Origin of the sequence: Prevotella amnii DSM 23384 = JCM 14753 (assembly GCF_000378745.1) — a bacterium.
Lineage (GTDB): Bacteria > Bacteroidota > Bacteroidia > Bacteroidales > Bacteroidaceae > Prevotella > Prevotella amnii.
On record NZ_KB905289.1, the window covers coordinates 22968 to 29202 of the forward strand.

General features: G+C 35.5%; 9 protein-coding genes. All 9 read left to right on the forward strand.

The window, feature by feature from the left end; translation table 11 throughout:
- Position 1: 1 nt before the first annotated feature.
- Positions 2-241 (forward strand): FoF1 ATP synthase subunit delta/epsilon, encoded by a 240-nt coding sequence (locus tag F596_RS0107895; protein WP_008451389.1) that lies wholly within the window; start codon positions 2-4, stop codon positions 239-241.
- 47 nt (positions 242-288) lie between these two features.
- Positions 289-702 (forward strand): hypothetical protein, encoded by a 414-nt coding sequence (locus tag F596_RS0107900; protein ID WP_019036524.1) that lies wholly within the window; start codon positions 289-291, stop codon positions 700-702.
- A gap of 2 nt (positions 703-704) precedes the next feature.
- Positions 705-1823 (forward strand): F0F1 ATP synthase subunit A, encoded by a 1119-nt coding sequence (atpB, locus tag F596_RS0107905; protein WP_008451417.1) that lies wholly within the window; start codon positions 705-707, stop codon positions 1821-1823.
- A 53-nt stretch (positions 1824-1876) separates the two neighbouring features.
- On the forward strand, positions 1877-2119 hold the full coding sequence (atpE, locus tag F596_RS0107910; RefSeq protein WP_008451413.1) for an ATP synthase F0 subunit C: 243 nt from the start codon (positions 1877-1879) through the stop codon (positions 2117-2119).
- Between the two features lie 56 nt (positions 2120-2175).
- Entirely contained in the window at positions 2176-2685 is a 510-nt protein-coding gene (gene atpF / locus F596_RS0107915; RefSeq protein WP_008451406.1) for a F0F1 ATP synthase subunit B, read from the forward strand.
- Between the two features lie 6 nt (positions 2686-2691).
- The gene (locus tag F596_RS0107920; protein ID WP_019036527.1) at positions 2692-3231 is read left to right on the forward strand and encodes a F0F1 ATP synthase subunit delta; all 540 of its coding nucleotides are present in this window, start codon (positions 2692-2694) and stop codon (positions 3229-3231) included.
- A 7-nt stretch (positions 3232-3238) separates the two neighbouring features.
- Positions 3239-4822, forward strand: a complete 1584-nt coding sequence (gene atpA, locus F596_RS0107925) for a F0F1 ATP synthase subunit alpha (protein ID WP_019036528.1) — start codon at positions 3239-3241, stop codon at positions 4820-4822.
- Positions 4823-4835: 13 nt separating this feature from the next.
- On the forward strand, positions 4836-5771 hold the full coding sequence (locus F596_RS0107930; protein ID WP_019036529.1) for a F0F1 ATP synthase subunit gamma: 936 nt from the start codon (positions 4836-4838) through the stop codon (positions 5769-5771).
- Positions 5772-6038: 267 nt separating this feature from the next.
- The coding region (locus tag F596_RS0107935) for a DUF4372 domain-containing protein (protein WP_019036433.1) at positions 6039-6235 on the forward strand (197 nt) is incomplete at its 3' end.

Consider the following 6235-nt stretch of genomic DNA (forward strand, 5'->3'; position numbering starts at 1 on the left):
TATGCTAACACTCAAAATTATTTCGCCAGAGCATATAGTATTCAATGGATTAATTGATCGCATTTTAGTGCCAGGTGAGAAAGGAGACTTTGAGATTTTAACAAATCATGCTCCAATTATTTCTACTTTAGTAGGAGGAAAAGTGGTTTATACTGTAAATGGTGAACAACAAGAGTTGGATATTCATGGTGGTTTTGTCGAAGTTCAAAAGAATGAAGTCAATTTATGTGTTGATATTTAAAGATGTGTTTTAAGGGCATCAAAAGATAGACAGTAAAGAAGGGTAGAATGGAAACAGATAAAATAGCATCTACATATCGTAAAAAGAATTTCTGGATTATTGCGGGAATAACACTAGTTATCCTTCTATTAGTCCTAATTATCAAAAAGGAGTCTTTATATGGTATAGTTGTTTTTAATTCTGTCTTTGCGCTGTTTTTAAGTAGCACTTATATACAGATATGGAAGTTTATAGCAAAGCAGTTCCCTGCACGGCTTAGTCATTTTTATTTAGCAGCATCGGCTATAAGGTTACTTCTTACCTTTATAGTGGCTGTAATAGGAATAATGTTACTAGCAAAAGTAAAATTTGAGTTAATCAGTTTCTTGTTAATACTTTCAGTTTATTATATCTCCATATTAGTGTATGATACAATGTTCTTTTTCTTCTATGAAAAAAATAACAGATTAAATAATAAATAAGGATGAAATTATTCAGGCAATACCTCTGTTTAATATTACTACTTTTAGCAAGCTGCCAATTGTTTGCTAAAGATATGTCCAAGAAATCACAGGTGGATGTAAAAGAAATATTGTGGGGTCATGTAAAAGATTCTTATGATTGGCATATTACAGATATAGGTTCTGGCAAACACAAAACTTCATTAGTAGTCCATTTACCTATTATAGTAAGGACTACAACAGGGTGGCATGTGTTTAGTAGTTCTGAGTTTTCAGAGGCAGAGCGTCCTAATGAGGACAGAGTGGGTCCATATAATTTGGTAATTAAGAATAGTAATGATGCCGCTAATCCTAATAAAATTGTAGAGAAGGTAGGTAAAAGTGAGGTTAGGCCTTGGGATTTTTCTATAACAAAAACAGTTTGCATATTATTTATAAATGCAATAATCTTATTACTTGTTATCTTAATTCCTGCACGATGGTGCAAAAAGCATAAGATGGACGATCCTGCACCTAAAGGATTTACAGGTTTGATACACATGTTTGTTCAGAATATTTATGAGGAGGTCATTGTAGCATGTATGGGTAAAGAGGCTAAAAAATATGCTTCTTGGTTACTTACTTGTTTCTTCTTTATATTTGTATCTAATTTGATGGGTATAGTACCATTCCCTCCTGGTGGAGGAAATTTAACGGGTAATATTACTTGCACATTCTTTCTTGGAGTAACAACATTTCTAATAACTAATTTTACAGGTTCAAAGGAATATTGGAAAGAGATTTTTTGGCCAGATGTTCCAACATGGCTTAAGGTGCCTGTTCCTTTGATGCCTTTCATTGAGTTATTTGGTATATTTACCAAGCCGTTGGCTTTGATAGTTCGTTTGTTTGCAAATATGTTAGCAGGCCATGCTATAGCTTTAGCTTTTGCTGCAATTATTTTCATTATGTTTGGTATAGCTAATAATGCTATAGTAAATTGGTTAGCAGGTAGCGGAATGTCAGTAGTAAGTGTTGCTATGAGTGTGTTTATGATGTTGTTAGAGTTGTTAGTAAGTTATATTCAAGCACTTGTATTTACTATGCTTAGTGCTGTGTTTATTTCATTGGCACATGTAAAGCCACATCATCATGAATCTTAAAAAAGGAATAAAATAAAACAGAATATTAATAAAACAATTAAAATTTAAAAACTATGTTATCATTATTATTAGCAGATGTTGCCTTAGCAAAGTTTGGAGCAGCTATTGGCGCAGGTTTAGCAGCTATTGGTGCAGGTATTGGAATTGGTAGAATTGGTGGTGATGCAATGGAAGCAATGTCGCGTCAGCCAGAAAAGATTGGCGATCTTCGTTCTTCTATGATTATTGCCGCAGCACTTGTTGAAGGTGTAGCCTTCTTTGCAGTAATTGTAGCCATTTTGGCAATAGTATTGTAAAAGGTTTATTTATTAGAAAGATTGAAAATTAAAACAGAAAGGACAAAAGACAGCGTATGGATTTATTAATTCCTAGTATTGGTCTGCTTTTTTGGATGACTCTCGTCTTCTTAATAGTTTTCTTTATCTTGAAGAAATGGGGATTCCCTGTTATATTAAAGATGGCAAACGATCGTAAGGAGTATATTGACGGGAGTCTTCGTAAAGCTCAAGAAGCTAATGAGAAGCTCGCCAATATACAAAAAGAAAGTGAATCCATTTTGCAAGAAGCTCGTGAGAAGCAAGCCTTAATATTAAAGGAAGCTACAGCTACTCGTGAGGCAATTGTAAGTCAGGCGCATGATAAGGCTCGTCAGGAGGCTTCTCGATTGATATCAGATGCTAAGATTGTAATTGAAAATGAAAAGCAGAAAGCTCTTCGAGATATTCGTAATCAAATGGCAGAATTAAGTATCAATATTTCAGAGAAAATTCTCCGCAATAAGTTATCAAGCTCTGAGGTACAGATGGATTACATTAATCGTTTGCTGGATAATGTTTCTTCTTCAAATAATAAAAGTAACTAACATCTTATGGATTTAGGCATTATATCGGTTCGTTATGCACGTGCGCTTTTAAAGAGTGCTACACAAATAGGGATCGAAAATCAGATCTATAATGAGGCGCAGAGAATATCTGAAAGTTATGTTCAGGTAGTAAATCTGCGTAGTACTATAGAGAATCCTATGCTTTCAAAAGATACAAAGCTACATTTATTAATTACAGCAAGTGGTGGAAAAGGTATTTCAGACTTGATGCTTAATTTCTTAAAAGTAGTTCTTAAAGAGGGTAGGGAGGCAATCCTACAGTTCATGGCGATGTCTTACATAACGCTTTATAGAAAGCAGAAGAGGATTATTCGTGGGAAATTGACCACTGCAGCTCCTGTTACTCCATGTATTAAGTCAAAGATGCAGAAGGTTGTAGAGGCAAAGACACAAGGGACTGTAGAATTTATAACAGAAGTAGATCCCGATATTATTGGAGGTTTTATTTTGGAGTATGATACCTACAAGATGGATGCTAGTGTCAAATCGAAGTTGAGGAGTTTTCTTTCTCAGTTAAAAAAGTAATTAGAAAATGTCAGATAAAATAAGACCAAGTGAGGTGTCTGAAGTTCTCTTAAAAGAGATTCAAGGCATCAACTCTGAAGAAAAGTTTGATGAGGTCGGTACCGTATTGACTGTAAGCGATGGTGTTGCTCGTATATATGGGCTTCGAAACGCAGAGGCTAACGAGTTGCTAGAGTTTGAGAATGGTACTATGGCTATCGTGATGAATTTGGAGGAGGACAATGTTGGTTGTATTCTTTTAGGTCCAACCACGGGTATAAAGGAGGGGCAAAGTGTAAAGCGAACACATCGTATAGCTTCTATTCGTGTTAATGACAATTTCTTGGGTCGTGTAGTTAATCCTTTAGGTGAGGCTATTGATGGTAAAGGCGAACTTGATCTTACCAATTCCTTTGAAATGCCATTAGACAGAAAAGCTCCTGGTGTTATTTATCGTCAGCCTGTAAAAGAACCACTCCAAACAGGAATAAAGGCTGTTGATTCTATGATTCCTATAGGTAGAGGTCAGCGAGAGTTAATAATAGGTGATCGTCAAACAGGTAAAACAGCTGTTGCTATTGACACTATTATTAATCAGAAGAGCTTTTACGAGGAAGGTAATCCCGTTTATTGTATATATGTTGCTATTGGTCAAAAAGCTTCTACTGTAGCTGCTTTAGTGCAAACTTTAAGTGATCATGGTGCTTTACCATATACTATAGTAGTTAGTGCAACTGCAGCTGATCCTGCAGCAATGCAATATTATGCACCTTTTGCAGGGGCTGCTATTGGTGAATATTTTCGTGATAGAGGTTTATCAGCATTGGTTGTTTATGATGACTTATCTAAGCAAGCAGTTGCATATCGTGAGGTTTCTTTAATACTGCGTCGCCCTTCTGGTCGTGAGGCTTATCCTGGTGATGTGTTCTACCTTCATTCTCGTTTATTAGAGCGTGCAGCACGTATTAATAATGAGCAGGAAATAGCAGAGAAGATGAACGATTTACCAGACTCTTTGAAAGGGCACGTTCGTGGAGGAGGCTCACTTACAGCACTTCCTATTATCGAAACTCAAGCAGGTGATGTATCTGCATATATCCCTACTAATGTTATATCTATTACAGATGGGCAGATTTATCTAGAGTCTCACCTCTTTAATCAAGGATTTCGTCCTGCTATTAATGTCGGAATTTCAGTATCTCGTGTTGGTGGGTCTGCACAGATAAAGAGTATGAAGAAGGTTGCAGGTACGTTGAAGATAGATATGGCTCAGTATAGAGAGTTAGAGACTTTCTCTAAGTTTTCTTCTGATATGGATAATGTAACAGCTATGACTTTGGATAGGGGACGTAAAAACAATCAGTTGCTTATACAGTCTCAATATTCACCAATGCCTGTAGGGGAACAAGTAGCCATACTTTATTGTGGTGTGCATGGTTTGATGCGTGAAGTCCCTGTGGATAAAGTAAGAGAATGTCAGGATTTATTTTTAGAAAGTATGCGTTCTAATCATACTGATATTATTAATACTCTTGCTTCAGGTGTTTTGACTGATGATATTACTAAAGTGATAGAGAGTGTAATGGCTAATATAGCTGGGCAATTTAAATAGAAAGGTTAGATAGATGCCATCATTAAAGGAAATAAAAACTCGAATAGCCAGTGTAAATAGCACGCGTAAAATTACAAGTGCTATGAAGATGGTGGCTTCTAGTAAGCTTCATCGTTCGCAATCGGCTATAGAGAGTATGCTTCCTTACGAAGGAATGCTAGAGCATATTTTAAGATCATTCTTAGAGGCGACTCCTGAAATTGAAACGCCATATAACCAGGAGCGTCCAATAAAGCGTGTGGCTCTTATTGTCTATTCTTCCAGTAGTTCGCTTTGTGGCGGATTTAATACCAATATTATTAAGGCTATGCATAATGCTGTTAGGTCTTATAAGGAAAAAGGATTTAGCAATAAAGATATAGTTATTTACACTATAGGTCGCAAGGTTTATGAAAAAGCTAAGAAAATGGGCTATACTGTTGTCAATCTTTATTCAGATTTAGCAGAAAAGCCTAGTCTTAAGAGAGCACGACAGTTATCTACAGAAGTTTGTCAAAAGTGGATAGAAGGAGATTTTGATAAAGTGGAGCTTGTTTATCATCATTTTAAGAGTGCAGGAACGCAAATACTAACTCGTAAGACATTCTTACCAATAGAAATTAATCTTAATAATGGTAATGATAAGAACAATGGTTCTGTTTCTTTGGAGAAATCTTCTGATAATGAGGAACAGTCTTTAAAAGATTTGTCAAAAGACTACTTTTTGGTGGAGCCAGATATAAAAACAGTATTAAATACCTTGATTCCACGTTTATTAGATAATATGATATATACAGCAAGTTTAGATAGTAATGCCTCAGAGCATGCTGCGCGTATGGTAGCTATGCAAACAGCTACTGATAATGCAGATGAATTGTTACGTACACTTAATTTGCAATATAATAAATCAAGACAAGCATCAATTACTTCTGAACTTCTTGATATTATGGGTGGTTCGGTAAATAATTAATTTTTTGTATATGTATTAAATCTAATAGAAGAATTAGCTAATATAGTGGAAAGTTGATTAAAAAGTCCCATTTCTTATTTGTTTTATAGAGATGGGATTTTTTTATACTTATTTAGTGTATTGTTTTATTGGCTTTGGATACTATTTTAAAAAAATTTATTGCTGTCCGCTAAACTTTTGGGTAAGATACAAATTTAGGGCTGACACTTCTCACGAGGTATCAGCCCTTTTGGTTATTTTTGTTTTTGCAATATAATAAATATAACCATGAGCAAAGATAGTCATTTTACCGGACAGCCGGTCTATAGTCAAGTATTAAAGTTACTCGACAAAGAGAAAATTCTTCAAATAAGCCACGAAACGAAAGGAAGCGAGGCTTACGTGAAGCGTTTTGACGGCTACCAACATCTCGTCGTAATGCTGTTCGGCATACTCAAACACTTTGATTCTCTGCGCGAACTTGA

Bases quoted from the DNA above. Each gene is read 5' to 3' on its own strand.
- F596_RS0107895 (WP_008451389.1), top strand. From the start codon at position 2: ATGCTAACACTCAAAATTATTTCGCCAGAGCATATAGTATTCAATGGA.
- F596_RS0107900 (WP_019036524.1), top strand. From the start codon at position 289: ATGGAAACAGATAAAATAGCATCTACATATCGTAAAAAGAATTTCTGG.
- atpB (WP_008451417.1), top strand. From the start codon at position 705: ATGAAATTATTCAGGCAATACCTCTGTTTAATATTACTACTTTTAGCA.
- atpE (WP_008451413.1), top strand. From the start codon at position 1,877: ATGTTATCATTATTATTAGCAGATGTTGCCTTAGCAAAGTTTGGAGCA.
- atpF (WP_008451406.1), top strand. From the start codon at position 2,176: ATGGATTTATTAATTCCTAGTATTGGTCTGCTTTTTTGGATGACTCTC.
- F596_RS0107920 (WP_019036527.1), top strand. From the start codon at position 2,692: ATGGATTTAGGCATTATATCGGTTCGTTATGCACGTGCGCTTTTAAAG.
- atpA (WP_019036528.1), top strand. From the start codon at position 3,239: ATGTCAGATAAAATAAGACCAAGTGAGGTGTCTGAAGTTCTCTTAAAA.
- F596_RS0107930 (WP_019036529.1), top strand. From the start codon at position 4,836: ATGCCATCATTAAAGGAAATAAAAACTCGAATAGCCAGTGTAAATAGC.